This window comes from Streptomyces sp. NPDC005574 (genome assembly GCF_040605435.1).
Taxonomy (GTDB): domain Bacteria; phylum Actinomycetota; class Actinomycetes; order Streptomycetales; family Streptomycetaceae; genus Streptomyces.
The window spans coordinates 1-18650 of the sequence record NZ_JBEXCW010000075.1 but is presented as its reverse complement, the minus strand read 5'-3'; the positions used below and the strand labels follow the sequence as shown (position 1 = coordinate 18650).

17 protein-coding genes are annotated in these 18650 nt (G+C 73.8%); 12 read left to right on the top strand and 5 right to left on the bottom strand.

The features are described from left to right. The first annotated feature begins 107 nt into the window (after window positions 1–107). A complete protein-coding gene (locus ABZT03_RS32765) occupies window positions 108–683 on the top strand; it encodes an adenylosuccinate lyase (protein WP_356046157.1) in 576 nt (191 codons plus the stop codon). Between the two features lie 159 nt (window positions 684–842). On the opposite strand, the gene ABZT03_RS32760 is transcribed toward ABZT03_RS32765, so the two are convergent. The 3 genes from ABZT03_RS32760 to ABZT03_RS32750 all read right to left on the bottom strand — a co-directional run bounded on the left by ABZT03_RS32760 (window position 843) and on the right by ABZT03_RS32750 (window position 4263). Continuing rightward, the gene (locus ABZT03_RS32760; RefSeq protein ID WP_356046155.1) at window positions 843–1382 is read right to left on the bottom strand and encodes a GNAT family N-acetyltransferase; all 540 of its coding nucleotides are present in this window, start codon (window positions 1380–1382) and stop codon (window positions 843–845) included. 100 nt (window positions 1383–1482) lie between these two features. Continuing rightward, complete coding sequence (locus tag ABZT03_RS32755) at window positions 1483–3060, bottom strand: alpha/beta hydrolase (RefSeq protein ID WP_356046153.1); 1578 nt, start codon at window positions 3058–3060, stop codon at window positions 1483–1485. A gap of 165 nt (window positions 3061–3225) precedes the next feature. Further along, window positions 3226–4263: an Rv2578c family radical SAM protein gene (locus tag ABZT03_RS32750; protein ID WP_356046152.1), complete on the bottom strand. Its 1038-nt coding sequence runs from the start codon at window positions 4261–4263 to the stop codon at window positions 3226–3228. Between the two features lie 170 nt (window positions 4264–4433). On the opposite strand from ABZT03_RS32750, the gene ABZT03_RS32745 reads away from it, so the two are divergent. From ABZT03_RS32745 to ABZT03_RS32700, 10 genes are all read left to right on the top strand, one after another. Beyond that, entirely contained in the window at window positions 4434–4877 is a 444-nt protein-coding gene (locus ABZT03_RS32745) for an SRPBCC family protein (protein WP_356046150.1), read from the top strand. Window positions 4878–5052: 175 nt separating this feature from the next. Next, a complete protein-coding gene (locus tag ABZT03_RS32740) occupies window positions 5053–7461 on the top strand; it encodes an MFS transporter (RefSeq protein ID WP_356046148.1) in 2409 nt (802 codons plus the stop codon). A 148-nt stretch (window positions 7462–7609) separates the two neighbouring features. Further along, a complete protein-coding gene (locus tag ABZT03_RS32735) occupies window positions 7610–10144 on the top strand; it encodes a SpoIIE family protein phosphatase (RefSeq protein ID WP_356046147.1) in 2535 nt (844 codons plus the stop codon). A gap of 156 nt (window positions 10145–10300) precedes the next feature. Continuing rightward, on the top strand, window positions 10301–11026 hold the full coding sequence (locus ABZT03_RS32730) for a class I SAM-dependent methyltransferase (protein WP_356046145.1): 726 nt from the start codon (window positions 10301–10303) through the stop codon (window positions 11024–11026). Between the two features lie 152 nt (window positions 11027–11178). Next, the gene (locus tag ABZT03_RS32725) at window positions 11179–12012 is read left to right on the top strand and encodes a M55 family metallopeptidase (RefSeq protein WP_356046144.1); all 834 of its coding nucleotides are present in this window, start codon (window positions 11179–11181) and stop codon (window positions 12010–12012) included. After that, window positions 12005–13309 (top strand): M20/M25/M40 family metallo-hydrolase, encoded by a 1305-nt coding sequence (locus ABZT03_RS32720; RefSeq protein WP_356046142.1) that lies wholly within the window; start codon window positions 12005–12007, stop codon window positions 13307–13309. Before ABZT03_RS32725 ends, ABZT03_RS32720 begins: the two co-directional genes overlap by 8 nt. 19 nt (window positions 13310–13328) lie before the next feature. After that, window positions 13329–15281 carry a prolyl oligopeptidase family serine peptidase gene (locus ABZT03_RS32715; RefSeq protein ID WP_356046183.1) on the top strand — a complete coding sequence of 651 codons (1953 nt, stop codon included), beginning with the start codon at window positions 13329–13331 and terminating at the stop codon, window positions 15279–15281. Then, complete coding sequence (locus ABZT03_RS32710) at window positions 15278–16204, top strand: LD-carboxypeptidase (RefSeq protein WP_356046140.1); 927 nt, start codon at window positions 15278–15280, stop codon at window positions 16202–16204. Before ABZT03_RS32715 ends, ABZT03_RS32710 begins: the two co-directional genes overlap by 4 nt. Window positions 16205–16413: 209 nt before the next feature. Further along, entirely contained in the window at window positions 16414–16656 is a 243-nt protein-coding gene (locus tag ABZT03_RS32705) for a LapA family protein (protein ID WP_356046136.1), read from the top strand. Window positions 16657–16688: 32 nt separating this feature from the next. Next, the gene (locus tag ABZT03_RS32700) at window positions 16689–17249 is read left to right on the top strand and encodes a GNAT family N-acetyltransferase (protein ID WP_356046134.1); all 561 of its coding nucleotides are present in this window, start codon (window positions 16689–16691) and stop codon (window positions 17247–17249) included. Here the strand turns inward: ABZT03_RS32700 and ABZT03_RS32695 are convergent. Both ABZT03_RS32695 and ABZT03_RS32690 read right to left on the bottom strand, forming a co-directional pair. Further along, entirely contained in the window at window positions 17212–17574 is a 363-nt protein-coding gene (locus tag ABZT03_RS32695) for a DUF6204 family protein (RefSeq protein ID WP_356046132.1), read from the bottom strand. The genes ABZT03_RS32700 and ABZT03_RS32695 overlap by 38 nt on opposite strands. Window positions 17575–17853: 279 nt before the next feature. Beyond that, window positions 17854–18201 (bottom strand): VOC family protein, encoded by a 348-nt coding sequence (locus tag ABZT03_RS32690; protein WP_356046130.1) that lies wholly within the window; start codon window positions 18199–18201, stop codon window positions 17854–17856. A 108-nt stretch (window positions 18202–18309) separates the two neighbouring features. On the opposite strand from ABZT03_RS32690, the gene ABZT03_RS32685 reads away from it, so the two are divergent. Beyond that, window positions 18310–18650, top strand: a 341-nt coding sequence (locus ABZT03_RS32685) for a phage holin family protein (protein ID WP_356046128.1), incomplete at its 3' end; no start/stop codon positions are given.

The following is an 18650-nucleotide window of genomic DNA, read 5'->3' as shown; positions in this document are numbered from 1 at the left end:
GTGGGTAACTCGCTCGTCTGAGCTTAACCGGCCGGTAACGAGCGCGCCAGCCCCCGAGTTTGTGATGTAGGTCCCGGCCACCGGCCCGCGCCTCTAACCTCGGGTTCATGGACGAGGAGTTGCGATCGCTCACGGAGCGCTTACGGCAGGAGTCGGGTGCGCCGGCCGCCTACCACCGTCTCGTGGCGACCGGGGACCCCGACGAACTCGCCGGAGTGCTCACGGAGCCCGGACAGCCGCTGTGGGCCCGGGAACTGGCCGCGTTCCGGCTCGGACTCGCGGGCGACCGGCGCGCCTTCGAAGCGCTCGTCCTGCTCCTCAACCACCGTGACCCGCAGCGCTGCGCCTCCGCCGCGTACGCCCTGGCCCGGCTCGCGGACCCGCGCACCGCCCGCGCGGCGGCCACCCTCGCCACCAACGAACTGCGCGTCGCCTACGCCCTGCACCCGGTCCGGCTGCTGGTGCTGCTGCGCGCCCCCGAGTCCGTGCCGGCCCTGATCACCACCCTGGAACGGCGGCTGCGTCCGCACGACCCGTACCGGCGCGTGGCGCTGGCCTGTGTGGAGGGCCTCGGCACGCTGGGCGACGCGCGAGCCGAGGCCGTGCTCGACGAGGCGCTCGCCCACCCGGCACTCGCGGAGGCGGCGGTACGGGCACTGGCCCGGATCCCGCGTCAGCGGTGAGCCAGGGCCTCCTGTCCGGAGCCGAACGAGGGGACTCCTGTCCAGGGCCGGCCGGGCTCGTGGGCGCCGGCGCCGCACCCCGCCGCAGCGCCGCACCTCGCCGCGTTCGCACGAGGCCGGACCCCGCCCCGACATGGGGCCCGGGCCGAACGACAGACCCTAGGGGCCCGCTGGCGTGAGTGTGCGCACGTACCGCACCTCGGGCACCGGGACGCCGTCCACCTCGAAGGGTTCCTCGGCGCCGTCCGCGCGGAAGCCGGCCCGTTCGTAGAAACGCCGGGCGCGGGTGTTGCCCTCCAGGACCCAGAGGAACATGCGGTCGTGCCCGGCGGCGGCGCGCTGCCGTAGGGACTCCTGGAGCAGGGCGTGTCCGACACCCTGGCCGCAGCAGCGGGGGTCGACGTAGATCGCGTACAACTCGGCGTCCTCGGTGCGCACTTCGTCGTCCCGGTACGGCCCGTGGCAGGCCCAGCCGACGAGTTCGCCGTTCCGCTCGGCGACGAGGTTCAGCACGCTGCCGTCGCCCTGGGCGAACCGGGCGCGATGCCGCTCGGCGTCCGCCGGCACGCTGAGGCCGTCCAGATGGGACCGCGGCATCAGTCCCCGGTACGCGCTCTGCCAGCCGCGGACGCGGATCTCCGCCACACGGTCGCAGTCGGGCAGGGTCATCGCGCGGATGCGCGGGCGTGCGTCGTCCATGGGGGCACCCTAGGGGCCCGCGCCGACGTCGGGCCTCCGGTTTTCGTGTCCGCCCCGGTCGGGGCGGCCCGGCACACCTGCGCCGGGCCGCCCCGACGGCTCAGCGGCGGAAGCCGAGCAGGCCGTGCAGCGTCGACCCGCGTGCCGACGTCGACGCGGCCTTCGCGCTCAGCGGCTTGGGATCGGGCAGCTTCCTGCACACCGCGTCGGGCCCGTGGTGACCGCGCGGCACGGTGCCGTCGGTCAGGTACGCGGTCAGGTACGCGTCGAGGCAGGTGTTGCCGCTCAGCGTGATGCCGTGGTTACCGCCGCCCTGCTCGACCACCAGACTGGAGCGGGCGAGCATCCGGTGGACCGTCGCGCCGCCCTCGTACGGGGTCGCCGCGTCGTTCGTCGCCTGGAACAGCAGCGTCGGCGGCAGCTTGCCGTTGGCGATGTTCACCGGCTTGCCGGCCTCCTGCGGCCAGAACGCGCACGGCGCGTTGTACCAGGCGTTGTTCCAGGCCATGAACGGCGCCCGGTCGTACACCGCCCAGTTGTCCTTGCGCCACTGGCCCCAGTCGCGCGGCCAGGAGGCGTCCTGGCACTGCACCGCGGTGTAGACGCTGTAGCCGTTGTCCCCGGAGGCGTCGACGGCGGCGAAGTCCTCGTACGCCTCGACCAGCGGTTCGGCGTTCTTGTCGTTCACGTACGCGGCGAACGCCTCGGCCAGGTGGGGCCAGTAGCCGTTGTAGTAGCCGCCCGGGATGAAGGTGTCCTCCAGCTCGGAGGCGCCGACCTTGCGGTCCGCGGGCTTTTTGGCCAGCGCGGCCCGCATGGCGTACCACTTGGCCTCGATCTTCTCCGGATCGGTGCCGAGCTTGTACGTGGCGTGGTACTTCGCGATCCACGACATGAACGCGCGGTGGCGGTCGTTGAAGGCGTAGTCCTGGGAGATGTTGTCGTCGTACCACACGCCCGTGGGGTCGACGATCGAGTCCAGGACCAGGCGGCGCACCCGCTCCGGGTAGAGCTTGGCGTAGACGGCGCCGAGATACGTGCCGTACGAGTAGCCGAAGTAGTTGATCCTCCTGGCGCCCAGGGCGGCGCGGATCGAGTCCATGTCCCGTACGGCGGCGACCGTGTTGATGTACGGCAGCAGACTCGCGTACTTCTTGCCGCAGGCGTCGGCGAAGGACTTCGCGCGCGTGAGGTTCGCCTTCTCGATCGTGCGGGTGACGGGCACGGAGTCGGGGCGGACCGGGTCGAAGTGGCCCGGCTCGCAGTTCAGGGCGGGCTTGCTCGCGCCCACCCCGCGCGGGTCGAAGCCGATGACGTCGTACTGGGCGGCGACGGCCTTGGGCAGGGCGGAGGCGACGAACCCGGCCAGTGACAGACCGCTGCCGCCGGGGCCGCCGGGGTTGACCAGCAGCGGTCCCTGGTACTTCCTCGCGGTGTGCGGGACACGGGACAGCGCCAGGGTGATCTGCCGCCCGTGCGGGCTGGCGTGGTCGAGCGGCACCTTCAGGGACGCGCACTGGAGCGTCGGATAGTCGGTGGTGCCGCACTTCTTCCAGCTGGGCCTCGCGGCCGAAGCGAGGTCCGCGGTCCGTGGGGCGCTCGCGTCGGCGGGAACGGCCGTGAGGGTTCCGGCCACGACGACGACGGCGCCGCACAGCACGGCTGCGCGTTTTCTCAAGAAGTCCTCCCAGGACGGAGGTGTCCGGACCGCACTGTCACGGTCCCCGCCGCATAGTCCCGGAAAGCGCACTCGGAGGAACCCGTTCCGCCGATTCTTGACCCGATTGGGCCGCGCGATGCCCTCGGATGCCCCGGGATCCGCGTCGAGCCCCGGGGGATCGGCTCAGATCAGCGTGAGTTGGGTGGGCCCGGGCACCGGCTCGTCGCCGGGCTCCGGCTCCCTGATCCGGCGTGGCATCCCCGCGCGCGCGGGGCCGATGCCGTACTCCCGTGCCAGGTCGTGGACCTGACGGGTGATCCGGCGCTGGTACCACTTCGGGGCGTAGGAGCCGTCGGCGTACAGCCGCTCGTAGCGGCGCACCAGGTGCGGGTGGTGGTGGGCCAGCCAGGCCATGAACCACTCGCGGGCCCCCGGCCGCAGGTGCAGCACCAGCGGGGTGACGGAGGTGGCGCCGGACGCCGCGATCGCCCGTACGGTGGCGCGCAGTTGGGCCGGCCGGTCGCTCAGGAACGGGATCACCGGGGCCATCAGGACCCCGCAGTCGATGCCGTGCTCGCCCAGTGTCCGCACCACGTCCAGACGGCGCTGCGGCGCGGGTGTGCCCGGCTCGACCGTGCGCCACAGCTCGGTGTCGGTGAAGCCGACCGACACGGAGATGCCGATGTCCGTCACCTCCGCGGCCCGGGTGAGCAGGTCGAGGTCGCGCAGGATCAGCGTGCCCTTGGTCAGGATCGAGAAGGGGTTGGCGTGGTCGCGCAGGGCGGCGAGGATGCCCGGCATCAGCCGGTAGCGGCCCTCCGCCCGCTGGTAGCAGTCGACGTTCGTGCCCATCGCGACGTGCTCCCCGTGCCAGCGGGAGGAGGTGAGCTGGCGGCGCAGCAGCTCCGGCGCGTTCACCTTGACGACGATCTGGGAGTCGAAACCGAGGCCCGTGTCGAGGTCCAGGTAGCTGTGCGTCTTGCGGGCGAAGCAGTAGACGCACGCGTGTGAGCAGCCCCGGTAGGGGTTGACCGTCCACTCGAAGGGCATCCGCGAGGCCCCCGGCACCCGGTTGAGGATCGAGCGGGCCCGGATCTCGTGGAAGGTGATGCCGCGGAACTCGGGCGTGTCGAAGGTACGGGTGGTCACCGCGTCCGCGCCGAACAGGGCGGCGTCGGCCGGACGGCCGGCGGACTCCGCCGTGAGGTTCTCCCAGCGCATGAGGCCTCCTCGGGTAGCACTGCCCACAGAATAGAACACATGTTCCCTTGATCGTGCGACCGCTTGTTCTGATCGCCTGGCGACCGCTTCCGCCACCCCGATTTGGGCGGCCGGGGACCGGGGTGGTTGGCTTGCCCCCGCCCCGAGAACTCAGGTCCTGGAGGAAGTCAATGGCGCAGGTCGAAGCCACTACGGAGCGGGTCGTCACGGCGGACGCGGAGAAGGTGTTCGACGCTCTCGCCGACTACAGCGGCACACGCGCGAAACTCCTGCCCGAACACTTCAGCGAGTACGAGGTGCGCGAGGGCGGCGACGGCGAGGGCACCCTCGTCCACTGGAAGCTCCAGGCCACCAGCAAGCGCGTGCGGGACTGCCTGCTGGAGGTGAGCGAGCCCACCGACGGCGAGCTCGTCGAGAAGGACCGCAACTCCTCGATGGTCACCACCTGGCGGGTCACCCCGGCCGGCGAGGGCGCCTCCCGCGTCGTCGTCACCAGCGTCTGGAACGGCGCCGGCGGGGTCGGCGGCTTCTTCGAGCGCGCCTTCGCGCCCAAGGGCCTCGGCCGGATCTACGACGAGGTGCTCGCCAAGCTCGCCGCCGAGGTGGAGAAGTAGCGGCAACAAGCCGGTCCCCGCGAGGCGTTGACGACCTCGCGGGTTGCCTCGCCGGTTCTCTCACCGGTTCGGGTGGATCTTCTCGCCGTCCGGCATGACGCCGTAACTCGTCGCACTTGTTCGTGGTTGTCGCTCAATGCGGGAATTGTGACAGGTGCGACGAGGGGAGCGGTACGTGCGCGGGACGACTCTGGTGCAGGACGACCCGGTCGCGGCTCCCCCCGATCCGGCCCCGGCACCCGCCCCGCCCGTCGTCCTCGGGCCGCGCCGGGTGCGGCTGGTCTTCCTCGCGCTGATGCTGGCGCTGCTGCTCGCCGCGCTGGAGCAGATGATCGTCGCCACCGCGCTCCCGAAGATCGTGGGTGAGCTGCACGGCCTGGACCGGATGTCCTGGGCGATCACCGCCTACCTGCTCACCGCCACCGTCGGACTGCCCGTCTACGGCAAGCTCGGCGACCTCCTCGGCCGCAAGGGCGTCTTCCAGTTCGCGATCGTCGTCTTCGTCGCCGGCTCCGCGCTGGCCGGCCGGGCCGCGACCATGGACCAGTTGATCGCCTACCGCGCGGTGCAGGGCGCCGGCGCCGGCGGTCTCATGATCGGCGTCCAGGCGATCATGGCGGACATCGTGCCGCCCCGGCGGCGCGGCCGCTACATGGGCCTGATCGGCGCCGCCTTCGGACTCGCCTCCGTCGCGGGCCCCCTGCTCGGCGGCTACTTCACCGACCACCTCACCTGGCGCTGGTGCTTCTACGTCAACGTGCCCTTCGGGCTGCTCACGCTGGCCGTCGTCACCGCCGTGCTGAGACTGCCGAAACCCTCGGTGCGGGCGCGGCTCGACCTGCTCGGCGCGCTGCTGCTCGCCGCCGCCTCCACCTGCCTCGTCCTGCTGACCAGTTGGGGCGGCACCGAGTACGCCTGGGACTCACGCGTCGTCCTCGGCCTCGGCGCGGGCGCCGCCGTCGCCACCGTCCTCTTCGTCGTCGCCGAGCGTTTCGCCGCCGAACCCCTCATCCCGCTGCGGCTGTTCAAGGACCCCGTCTTCAACGTCACCGGCCTGGTGGGCCTGGTGATCGGCGTCGCCCTGTTCGGCGCGGCCAGCTACCTGCCGACCTTCCTCCAGATGGTCGGCGGGGCCTCGGCCACCGAGTCCGGCCTGTTGATGCTGCCGATGATGGGCGGCATCGTCGGCGCCTCGATCATCGCCGGACAGCTCATCAGCCACACCGGCCGCTACAAGGTCTACCCGGTGCTCGGCAGCGCCCTCGCGGCCGTCGGCATGTGGTTGCTGTCCCACCTGGAGGTCGACACACCCCGCCTCCAGTACAGCGTCTGGATGGCCGTCCTCGGCGCCGGCATCGGCATGGTGATGCCCGTCCTCGTCCTCGCCGTGCAGAACTCCGTGCGCCCCGCCGACCTCGGCACCGCCACCAGCGCCAGCAACTACTTCCGGCAGATCGGCGGCAGCGTCGGCGCCGCGGTCTTCGGCGCGCTCTTCGCCGACCGGCTCACCCGGACCCTGGCCGACCGCCTCCCCGCCGGCGCCGGGCTGCCCGACCCCGAGTCCGTCACCCCCCAGCTCGTCCGCACCCTGCCGCCGGCGCTGCGCGAGGGCTACGTCCACGCCTACGCCGACGCGATGCCGCGGATCTTCCTCTACCTCGTGCCGGTGCTCGTCCTCGGCCTGCTGATCGCCTGCTTCCTCAAGGAGAAACCCCTGGTGTCCCACAACGCCCCGGCCCGGACGACACCGGCCACGCCCCAAGGCGCCGCGGTGCCGTCGGCACGCCCCGGGGGGACGCCCCTCCCGCCCCGCTCGCCGCACGCCGCCGGCACCCCGGTCTCCGGCACCGTGCAACACCCCGACGGGACCGTCGTGCCGCGCGCCGCGCTCACCCTGATCGACGTCGCCGGCCGGCAGATCGGGCGGGGCGCGAGCGGCGAGGACGGGCGGTACGCGCTGGCCACGCCCGGCGCGGGGTCGTACGTGCTGATCGCCGCGGCGGGCGGGCACCAGCCCCAGGCGGTCTCCGTCACGGTCGGCGAACGCCCGGTGGACCTCGACGTCGTGCTCGGCGGCGCCGGCCGGCTCGCGGGGAGCGTGCTGACCGCCGACGGCACGCCCGTGCGGGACGCCGTCGTCACCCTCACCAACGTGCACGGCGAGGTCGTCGCCGGCGCGCGCAGCGGACGCGAGGGCGGCTACGTCCTCACCGAACTGGTGGCCGGCGAGTACACCCTGGCCGTGGGCGCGCCCGCGTTCCGCCCGGCCGCGCTGCCCGTCACCGTGCAGGCCGCCCGGGAGACCCGCCAGGACGTCGAGCTCGCCGGCGGAGCGGTCCTGCGTGGCACCGTGCGGGCCGGTGGCGGACGGCCCGTCGAGGACGCCCGGGTGACCCTGCTGGACGCGGCGGGCAACGTGGTCGACACGCTCACCACCGGCGCCGACGGCACGTTCCGGTTCGTCGACCTGTCCTCCGGCGAGTACACGGTCATCGCCTCCGGTTACCCGCCGGTCGCCACCGTGCTCCGGATGGCCGGAGGAGGCCGGACGGAGCGGGACCTCCAACTCGGGCACGAGGACTAGGGCGTGACCGCGCCGCCTCCCGGCACGGTCCCGTGCGCCGGTGCACGCCTGCGCGGGCAATTACCGTATTGCCGCACATCGTCTCCGGCGGGCGCCGTACGGTGGTGACGGCGGCACAGATCTTGCCGAGCCGTGGGGAGAGAGAGCCTTGGCCAAGGACCGTGGCACCGAGAGGGACGCGCCTCCCCGCCCCGGAGCGGAGACCGGCGAGACCCCGGAGGCCGGCGCGGCCGGCCGTGTCCCGCTCGCCGTGGTCGTCGTGGACCGTGACGGCCTGGTCTCGCACTGGAGCAGCGGCGCGCGCCGTCTGTTCGGCGCCGCCAAGGACGAGGCGATCGGCCGCCCGGCCGCCGACCTGCTGCCGGTCTCCGGGGTGCTCCCCGACCCGCAGGACAGCGGCCCGTACGAGGGGTACGCGGCCTATGACGGTCTCGGCCCCGACCTGGAGTCCTCCCTCGACGGCAGGCTGGCCTACCCGGCCGCCGGCCGCGCCCGCCTCGGCGGACCGGGTCGCGGGCCCCGCCCGACGGCACCCCCGCCGCCCGGCGGGACGGACCGTGTGGACGTGCTCTGGTGGGCCTATCCGCTGGTGGGCCCGGGGCGGGAGCGGCTGCTGGTCCTCGCCGCCGACGCGGGCAGGCTGCACGCCGAGGCCGCCGAGGGCCCCGACGGCACCGGCGCGGGCGATCCGGACGCCGGTTTCGAACGGATCGCGCCCGGCTTCGCCCTGCACACCGACTTCCCCGGCGCGGACGACCTTGCGAGGCGCCTGCCGGAGATCCTGCCCAGCATGAGCGTCGACGAGGGCGCCCGGATCGTCGGGCAGGTCCTCGAACTCGGCTACCCCGTGCTGGAGTTCAGCCAGAACGACCGGGTGCCCGTCACCCCCGACTGGGGCGTGCCCCGGCGCGCGGAGCGCAGGGCGCGGAGGGAACGGGCCGCGCGCGCCCGCGCCCAGGGGCTGCCCGTGGCGCAGGATGCCGGTGACGAGGCCGAGGACCTCGAGTACGCCGCCGTACGCGAGCGCCTGGAGTTCTTGACCGAGGTCAGCGGCCGCATCGGCACCTCGCTCGACCTGGCCACGACCATCGTCGAGGTCAGCAGGGCGGTCGTGCCGCGCTTCACCGACGTCGCGGGCACCTACCTGCGCGAGCAGGTCGTCGCCGGGGAGGGCTTCCCCGAGGGCGTGCCCGACACCACCACCATGTGGCACCGGGTGGCCCTCGAACACACCGACGAACCCGGCCGCTGGGACGACGTGGTGCCGGTCGGCGAGGCCATGCCGTTCCCGGCGCACACCCCGTTCTTCCAGTGCATGACCACCGGCGAGCCCGTCCTGGTGCCGCGCATCAGCGAGCGGATGGGACACGCCATCGCCTCGCAGTTCGAGAAGCGGGACATCCGGCCCCTCATCACCGGCCGCTCCATGCTCGTCGTCCCGCTGAAGGCGCGCGGCGTCGTCCTCGGCTTCATGATCCTGCTGCGGCACCCGGAGCGCGTCGAGTTCAACGACATGGACCGCGTCACCGGCGCCGAACTCGCCGCCCGCGCGGGCCTGGTGCTCGACAACGCGCGCATGTACACCTACCAGGAGAGCGTCGCCGAGACCCTCCAGGACAGCATGCTGCCGCACATCCCGCCGCGCATGGCGGGCTGCGACATCGCCACCCGCTACCTGCCCGGCACGCTCCTCGGGCGGGTCGGCGGCGACTGGTTCGACTCCGTCAAACTGCCCGGCGCCCGCACCGCCCTGGTCGTCGGCGACGTCATGGGCCACGGGCTCAACTCGGCGGCGATGATGGGCCAGTTGCGCACGGCCGTACAGACCATGGCCGCTCTCGACCTGCCGCCCGCCCAGCTGCTGCGCAAGCTCGACGACCTCGCCCAGCGGCTCGGCGACTCCTACCTCGCGACCTGCCTCTACGCCGTCTACGACCCGATCGCGGGCGAGCTGGAGATCGCCAACGCGGGCCACATCCCTCCGGTGCTCGTGCGGGCCGCCGACGGCCGCAGCGAGCTGCTCGAACTGCCCACGGGCGCGCCCATCGGTGTCGGCGGGGTGCCCTTCGAGTCGTTGCGCGTGCGGGTGGCGCCCGGCGACCGGCTGGTGATGTGCACCGACGGCCTGGTGGAGGTGCGCGGCGAGGACATCGGGGTGGGCCTGGCGACGCTCTGCGAGTCCGCCGCGCATCCCGCCGCCTCCATGGACGACGCCTGCGACACCATCATCCGGGCGCTGAACACCCGCGGCGGACGCAAGGACGACGTGGCGCTGCTGATGACCCGCCTCGCCGGCATCGCACCCGGTGACGTGGCCGAATGGCGGCTGGCCCGCGACCCGGCCGAGGCCGGCCGGGCGCGCGCGGCGGTCCGCGAACAGCTGCACGCGTGGGGGCTGGCCGAGCTGGCGGACAACGCCGAGCTGATGGTCGGCGAACTTCTCGCCAACGCCGTACGGCACTCCCACAGCCGGCCCGTCGATCTGCGTCTGGTGCGCGGGGACACGCTGCTGTGCGAGGTGGACGACGACGACCACGAGCTGCCCGCCCTGCTGAGCGCCGGCCCCGGCGACGAGCGCGGGCGCGGACTCAGGGTGGTCAGCACGCTGGCCCGCGAGTGGGGGACCAGCGCTACGAAGGCGGGCAAGACCGTCTGGTTCGAACTGACCCTGCCGCGGCGCTGACGGCCGCCTGGGGCGTGTGGGGCGTACGACCGCGCACTGAGGGTCGAACGCGGCGTGAAGGTGTGCGCCGCGCGCTTGTCGGCGGTCGCGGGGGCGCGGTAGACCGTACTGGCCCGTGAGGTGCGGCGGGCGGCGGTCGCGACCTGGGGAGTGGGCATGAGCGTGACGAGTCGGTACCGGGACGCTTGGGAGGGCTTCTGGCGCGAGGCCCCCGACGGACAGGGGGCGGTGTTCTGGGACGCAGAGCCGGCCCTGACCGCGGGCCCGCACCTCGCCCTCTTCGAGCCGCATCTCACCGATCCGGGCCTGCCCATGGTGGATCTCGGCTGCGGCAACGGCACCCAGACGCGGTTCCTCGCCGACCGCTTCCCGCACGTCCTCGGCGTCGACCTGTCCGCCGCCGCCCTCGACCACGCCCGGCGGGCCGACCCGGCGGGGCAGGCCGGCTACCGGCTGCTGGACGCCGCCGGGAAGGGCGAGGCGCACACCCTGCACGCCGAGATCGGCGACGCCAACGTCTATGTGCGGGGTGTCCTGCACCAGGCCGACCCCGACGACCGGCAGCCGCTGGTGGACGGCCTCGCCGCACTCGCCGGGGACCGCGGCCGGGTCTTCCTGGCCGAACTGTCCGAGGCCGCCAAGCCGGTCCTGATGGGCCTGGCGCAGAGCCCGGCGGGACCGCCGCCCAAGCTCGCCCCGGTCTTCCGGCACGGCATCGCCCCGGGCGAGGTGGCCGACGACGCCGTCCCCGCCCTGCTGCGCGCGGCCGGGCTCACCGTCCTGGCCGCCGGTGAACTGCCCCTCACCACCACGGAGTACCGCCCCGACGGCACCCGTATAGAACTGCCCTCGAAATGGCTGGTGGCGGGGCGGGGGCACTGACGGACCGCCGGTCGCGGCCCCGGTGCGCGGGTCACCCCGCGCACCGGTCAGGCGGCGTCCCAAGCGGCCCCGGCCGGCGCGTGAGCCGGCCCGGAACGGTGGGTGCGGGCCACCTTGGCCGGTATCCACCGCGGCGCGTAACGTGACGCAGCATGAAGATCCTCATCAGCGCCGACATGGAGGGCGCCACCGGCGTGACCTGGCCGGCCGACGTGCTGCCCGGCACCCCGCAGTGGGAGCGGTGCCGGTCGATGTTCACCTCCGACGTCAACGCCGCCGTGCAGGGGTTCTTCGACGGCGGCGCCGACGACGTGCTCGTCAACGAGGCCCACTGGAGCATGCGCAACCTGCTCCTGGAACACCTCGACGAGCGGACCGAGATGCTCACCGGCCGCCACAAGTCCCTCTCCATGGTCGAGGGCGTGCAGCACGGCGACGTCGACGGCATCGCCTTCGTCGGCTACCACGCGGGCGCCGGCGCGGAGGGCGTCCTCGCCCACACCTACCTCGCCAACTCGATCACCGGCGTGTGGCTGAACGACGTCCGCGCGAGCGAGGGCCTGCTGAACGCGCACGTGGTCGCCGAGTACGGGGTGCCCGTCGTGCTGGTCACCGGCGACGACGTGGCCTGCGAGGACGCCCTCGGCTACGCGCCCGGTGCGCTGAAGGTCGCCGTCAAGGACCATGTCTCGCGGTACGCCGCCGTGTGCCGCACCCCGGCCAGGACCGCCGCCGACATCCGGGCCGCGGCCCGCGAGGCGGCCGCGCTCGCGGTGCGGTACGAGCCCGCGGCCGGCGGCCCCTACACCGTGGCGCTGGAGTTCGACGCCGAGCACCTCGCCATGGCCGCCACCGTCGTGCCCGGCGTGGGCCGCGCCGGCGAGCGCAGGGTGGCGTACACCAGCGACACCATGTACGAGGGGATTCGTACCTTCAAGGCGGTCACCACGATCGTCTCGGCCGCAGTGGAGGAGCAGTATGGCTGACCGGCAGGCCCTGGAGGAGGTCGTGACCTTCACGTCCGACCTCATCCGCATCGACACGACGAACCGGGGCGGCGGCGACTGCCAGGAACGGCCGGCCGCCGAGTACGCCGCCGCTCTGCTGGCCGAGACGGGACTCGAACCCACCCTCCTGGAGCGGACCAGGGGCCGCACCAACGTCGTCGCCCGGATCGAGGGCACCGACCCCTCCGCGGACGCGCTGCTCGTCCACGGTCACCTCGACGTGGTGCCCGCCGAGGCCGCCGACTGGAGCGTGCACCCCTTCTCCGGGGAGATCCGGGACGGGGTCGTGTGGGGCCGGGGCGCGGTCGACATGAAGAACATGGACGCGATGATCCTCGCGGTGCTCCGGTCCTGGGCGCGGGAGGGCGTACGGCCCCGCCGGGACGTCGTCGTCGCGTTCACCGCGGACGAGGAGGCCAGCGCGGAGGACGGCTCCGGGTTCCTCGCCGACGAGCACCCCGGCCTCTTCGAGGGGTGCACCGAGGGCGTCAGCGAGTCGGGGGCGTTCACCTTCCACGACGGCGCCGGCCGGCAGCTCTACCCCATCGCGGCCGGTGAACGCGGCACCGGCTGGCTGAGGTTGACCGCCCGCGGGCGGGCCGGGCACGGCTCCAAGGTGAACCGGGAGAACGCGGTGACCCGCCTCGCCGCCGCCGTCACCCGGATCGGCGAGCACGAGTGGCCGCTGCGGCTCACCCCGACCGTGCGCGCCGCCCTCACCGAACTCGCCGTGCTCTACGGCATCGAGCCCGACCTGAGCGACGTGGACGCCCTCCTCGACAAGCTGGGCCCGGCGGCCAAGCTCGTCGAGGCCACCGTCCGCAACAGCGCCAACCCGACCATGCTGGACGCCGGGTACAAGGTCAACGTCATCCCGGGAGAAGCCGTCGCCCACGTCGACGGGCGCTTCCTCGCGGGCGGCGAGGACGAGTTCCGCGCGACCCTCGACCGGCTCACCGGTCCCGACGTGAACTGGGAGTTCGAGCACCGGGAGGTGGCCCTCCAGGCGCCGGTGGACTCGGTGACGTACGCCAGGATGGCCGCCGCCGTACGGGAGTTCGCGCCCGAGGGGCACGTGGTGCCGTACTGCATGTCCGGCGGCACGGACGCCAAGCAGTTCTCGCGGCTCGGCATCACCGGCTACGGGTTCGCGCCGCTGAAGCTCCCCGAGGGACTCGACTACCAGGCCCTCTTCCACGGCGTCGACGAACGCGTCCCGGTCGAGGCCCTGCACTTCGGCGTCCGGGTACTCGACCGCTTTCTGCGCACGGCCTAGACGGGTGGAGGACGACGACATGCGGACGCTGGCCTACGGTTCCTGGCCCTCGCCGGTCGACGCGGCGCTCGCCGCCGCGCACGACGGGCACCCCGAGTACGTGGGGTTCGTGGGCGACGAGGTGTGGTGGACCGAGCCGCGCCCCGCCGAGGGCGGCCGCCGCGCCCTCGTGCGCCGGCACGGCGACGGCCGTGAGGAGTCCGTGCTGCCGCCCCCGTGGAACGTGCGCAGCCGCGTCATCGAGTACGGCGGACAGCCCTGGACGGGGGTCACGGACGAGGACGGACCCCTCGTCGTGTTCGTGCACTTCCCCGACCAGCGGCTGTACCGGTACCGCCCGGGCGGCGAGCCGCAGCCGCTCACGCCGGTGTCACCGGTGGGCGGCGGACTGCGCTGGGCACAGCCGCAGGTGCGTCTCGCCGACGGCGAGGTCCGGTGCGTCCTGGAGGAGTTCACCGGCGACGGGCCCTCGGACGTGCGCCGCGTCCTGGCCGCCGTACCGCTGGACGGATCGGCGGCCGGCGACCGCGGCGCGGTGCGGGAACTCACCGACGACCGGCACCGGTTCGTCACCGGCGCCCGGCTCTCGCCCGACGGCGGGCGCGCGGCCTGGCTGGCCTGGGACCACCCGCGCATGCCGTGGGACGGCACGGAACTCCTCGTCGCCGAGGTCGCCGCCGACGGCACCTTCGGCGAGCCCCGGACGGTGGCCGGCGGCCCCGACGAGTCGATCCCGCAGGCCGAGTGGGCGCCCGACGGCTCCCTGCTGTACGCGAGCGACCGCACCGGCTGGTGGAACCTCTACCGCGACGGGAAGCCACTGTGCCCGCGCGAGGAGGAGTTCGGCGGGCCCCTGTGGAAGCTCGGCCAGCGCTGGTTCGCCCCGCTGGACAACGGTCTCGTCGCCGTCGTGCACGGCCGCGGCGCCACCACCCTCGGCATCCTCGACCCGGAGACCGGTGAGGTGGTCGACACGGCCGGGCCCTGGACGGAGTTCTCGCCCACCCTCGCGGTGCACGGCGAACGGATCGTCGCCGTCGGGGCGAGTCCGCGCAGCGCGTACGAGGTGATCGAGCTGGACACCAGGACCGGCCGGTCCCGGGTGATCGGCGCCGCGCACGACGACGCCGTGGACCCCGCCTACTGTCCCGAGCCACTGATCCGCACCTTCACCGGCCCCGACGGACGCGAGGTGCACGCCCACGTCTACCCGCCGCACCACCCCGAATGCACGGCGCCCGGCGGCGAGCTGCCGCCGTACGTGGTGTGGGCGCACGGCGGCCCCACCGGGCGCTCCCCGCTCGTCCTCGACCTGGAGATCGCCTACTTCACCTCGCGGGGCATCGGTGTCGCCGAGGTCAACTACGGCGGCTCGACCGGGTACGGCCGGGAGTACCGCAACCGGCTGCGCGAACAGTGGGGGGTCGTCGACGTCGAGGACTGCGCGGCCGTCGCGCTGGCCCTCGCCGACGAGGGCACCGCGGACCGCGACCGGCTTGCCGTGCGCGGCGGCAGCGCGGGCGGCTGGACCACGGCCGCCTCGCTCGTCACCACCGACGTCTACGCCTGCGGCACGATCAGCTATCCCATTCTCGACCTGGCGGGCTGGGCCACCGGGGAGACCCACGACTTCGAGTCGCGGTACCTGGAGAGCCTGATCGGTCCGTACGCCGAGGTGCCCGGCCGGTACGCGGAGCGCTCGCCCACCGAGCACGCCGACCGCGTCACCGTGCCCTTCCTGCTGCTCCAGGGCCTCGACGACGTGATCTGCCCGCCCGCGCAGAGCGAACGCTTCCTGGCCCGGATGGCCGCCAGAGGCGTCCCGCACACCTACCTCGCCTTCGAGGGCGAGGGTCACGGATTCCGCCGGGCCGACACCATGGTCCGCGCCCTGGAGGCCGAACTCGCCCTGTACGCCCATGTCTTCGGGCTGAACCCGCCCGGTGTCCCGGCCTGGGAGCCCACCGCGTGAGGCCCCTGCTGCGGCCGCCCCGGCTCGCCCCCGGCGCCCGCGTGGCCGTCGTCGCGCCCAGCGGACCCGTACCCGAGGAACGGCTCCAGGCCGGTCTCGACCTGCTGCGCGGCTGGGACCTCGACCCGGTCGTGGGCCCCCATGTCCTGGACCGGCATGGGGAGTTGAGCTACCTGGCCGGCTCGGACGCCGACCGGGCCGCGGACCTCCAGCGCGCGTGGTGCGACCCGTCCGTGCGTGCCGTGCTGTGCGCGCGGGGCGGCTACGGCGCGCAGCGGACGGTGGACCTGCTCGACTGGGACGCGATGCGCGCGGCCGGGCCGAAGGTACTGGCCGGCTTCAGCGACATCACCGTCCTCCACCAGGCGTTCGCCGCCCGGCTGGGCCTGGTCACCCTGCACGGGCCCGCGGCGGCCGGCGTGGACTTCGTGAAGAACGCGCGGGCCCGGGAACACCTGCGCGCCACGCTCTTCGCGCCGGAGTCGGTGCGCACCCTCACCGCCACGGGCGGCGGCGCCCTGGTCCCCGGCCGGGCCCGCGGGATCACGTTCGGCGGCTGCCTGAGCATGCTCACCTCCGACCTCGGCACCCCGTACGCCCTGCCCGCGGCCCGGGGCGGGCTGCTCCTGCTGGAGGACGTCGGCGAACCGGCGTACCGCGTCGACCGCATGCTGACCCAGCTGCTGCGCACCGGCCTGCTCGACGGCGTCGCGGGCGTCGCCCTCGGCTCGTGGACGGGTTGCGGCCCCTACGACGGGGTGCGCGCGGTCCTCGCCGACCGGCTCGGCGGCCTGGGGGTGCCCGTCGTCGAGGAGTTCGGGTTCGGCCACTGCGAGGGCGCGCTGACCGTCCCGCTCGGCGTCGGCGCCGAACTCGACGCGGACGCCGGCACGTTGACACTGGACGAAGCCGCACTGCGCTGACCGGCGGCCGGCATGAGCGGGCGCGGGTGAGGAGGCCGGGCGCCGGGGGAGACGCGAAGGGAGCGTGCGGGACGGGTGGCCGGCGAGGTGCCGGCCCGCGCGCCACGGGACCGGTCGGCGGCCGCCGTGCCACCCGTACGGCCCAGCCGGCCGCTTCCCGGGCCGGTGCTCACCGCGCGGGACCGGCCGGGGCCGACCATGCTGGTCGTATGAGCCCGAAGACCTCCGGCAGCGGTGGCCGGACCGGTGACGGCAGGCGGATGTTCACGCCCGCCAGGGTCGCCGTGCTGCTGCTCGCCGCTGTCGCCCTGATCTTCATCTTCGAGAACACCCGCGCCACCAGGATCAGGCTGCTGGTGCCCGAGGTGACGATGCCGCTGTGGACGGCGCTGCTCGCCACCGGCGTCATCGGCGCGCTGTGCGGGGCGTACTTCAGGAGACGGCGGAGCTGAGCGCCCGGCCGGCCGCGCCGTAAGGTGATCAGGTGCCTCATCACGCTTCCCGCTATCTCGCCGAAGGCCCCCGGGTGGGCATACGGCCCTTCACCTACGAGGACGGCGCGGAGTTCACCGCCCGCGCCCGGGAGAGCAAGGAGCTGCATCGTCCCTGGCTGTTCCCGCCCGACCGGGTCGCCGCCTACACCGCGTACGCCGGGCGGCTGATCGACGATCCCACCAGGGCCGGCTTCCTGGTGTGCGAGAAGGACAGCGGCGGCATCGCCGGGTTCATCAACATCAACAACATCGTCGAGGGCGGCTTCCAGTGCGGGGCGCTCGGCTACGGCGCCTTCGCGCACGCCGCCGGGCGCGGGCTGATGCGCGAGGGGCTCGGCCTCGTGGTGCGTCACGCGTTCGGGCCGATGCGGCTGCACCGGCTGGAGATCAACGCGCAGCCCGGCAACGCCGCCTCCGTCGCGCTCGCCCGCGCCTGCGGGTTCCGGCTGGAGGGCTTCTCGCCCGCGATGCTCTTCGTCGACGGCGCCTGGCGCGACCACGAGCGCTGGGCGATCACCGTCGAGATGACCGGCCCACGGGCTTCCGGTTGATCTTCATCGTGTCGAGGTCCGTGACCGTCGACCTCAGCCCGGCGAAGCCGACACCGGGGCCGAGCCCGCGCAGCGCCGTCTCGGCTCGGTCCTCGGCGATCGCCCCGGCCATCTCCTCGCCGTCCGCGGCGTCCGACACCACGACGTACCGCATCGAGAAGTGCTTGAGCGGCGACGCCTCGTAGGTCCGCGTCCCCTCCTCGGTGAAGCGCATGCTCGTCAGGCCGTGGTCGCCGGCCTCGGCGAGCAGCCGGGCGCGCGCCTCGTCGGTGAGGGAGTCCCAGGTGCCCCGGACGATCACCCGGTAGGTGTGCTGTGCGCTCATCCGCTCGTTCCGTCCTTCGCGTGTGCCGTGCACGCCACGACCCCGTGGACGTGGACGCCACGACCCTACGGTGGCCGCGGCGGACCGCACACGCAATATCCGCGGCCCACCGTGCCCGGCGCCCCGGGCCGCGGGACACTTCGGCCACTGTTCGCCGTGGCTGCCCGTCACGGCCCACGCACGCCGGGCCGGGGCGTCCGCGGGCCGCGATCCGGACCCGTCCGGTGCCGGCTCACGGACCCGGTTTGCGGGCCGCGCGGATGCGGTCGGCCTCCGCGGTCACCCCCTGCGGTCCACGTACTCGTAGACCGCGCCGTCCGGGTGCATCGCGATCAGGTTGCGGCCCACCGGTGTCGCGACCGGGCCCGCGATGATGCGCGCGCCCAGCTCCCTCAGCACCTCGTGGGCCTCCTCGACGTCCTTGACGGCGATCGTCGCGGCGACCTTGCGCAGCAGGTCCAGTTCGGCCGCCGGACCGCTCATCAGCAGGAAGCAGCCGACCGCGGCCACCTCGACGCCGCCGCGCTCGAAGCGCAGGGCCGTACCGCCCGCCAGGCGTTCGTAGAAGGGGACCGCGGTCTCCAGGTCGTCGACGCAGACGCGCAGCGTGGCTCCCAGAATGTCCATGCGGACCAGCCTAGTTGGGGCGATCGGCGCGGGGGAGGAAACGGCGCCGGGAAGGAGCGGGACGCGGAAAGGGGGCCTCACGCGCCGAAGTGCGGGTAGCCGGACGTCATGGACCGCTTGGAACACCTGGAGCATCCGGACCGCGAACTCGTCGGTGAACTGGCGCGGGTGGCGCGCGAGGCCGTGCGCGACGAACTGCGCGAGCAGGCCCGCAGGCAACGCCGTCCCGCCGCGCTGTACGCGGCGTCCGGCGCCGCCGCCCTGTACGCGGGGGCGGCCGTCGCCCTCGCCGTCGGCCTCGCCCTGGCCCTCGGGCTGCCCGACTGGGCGGCCGCGGTGATCACCGCGGTGATCCTGGGCGCCGCCGCCTACGCGCTGCGCGAGGCGGCCCGGCCCGGCGGGTCACTCGCCGGACGGCCCGGAGGTCGGAAGGGCGTCGGGGTGGAAGT